We start from the raw sequence: 284 nt of genomic DNA, 5'->3' as shown, positions 1-284 counted from the left end.
GGAACTTATGCTTACTCACGAAGAAAACGAGCTTCTTACACGTGTTGAAAACGATGCTCCCATGGCGCAGCTCATGCGTCAACACTGGACACCGGTGTGCCTTGTCGAAGAAGTCGATACACCCGACGGCAATCCTTTGTGTGTGGAGGTACTCGGCGAAACTTACGTTGCTTTCAGAGATACAAAAGGTCGCCTTGGGATGCTCGATGAGCTTTGCCCGCACCGCAAAGCTTCTCTCGTATACGGACGCAACGAAGATTGCGGGCTTCGTTGCTTGTATCACG

General features: G+C 51.8%; 1 protein-coding gene. It reads left to right on the top strand.

Going from position 1 to position 284, the window contains the following annotated elements; all coding sequences use genetic code 11:
• The coding region (locus ACX6CF_RS27135) for a Rieske 2Fe-2S domain-containing protein (RefSeq protein ID WP_458788486.1) at positions 1-284 on the top strand (284 nt) is incomplete at both ends.

It is taken from the genome of Vallitalea sediminicola, assembly GCF_054408565.1.
The sequence above is the reverse complement of the archived record's forward strand: the minus strand, read 5'-3'. Positions and strand labels throughout refer to the sequence as shown.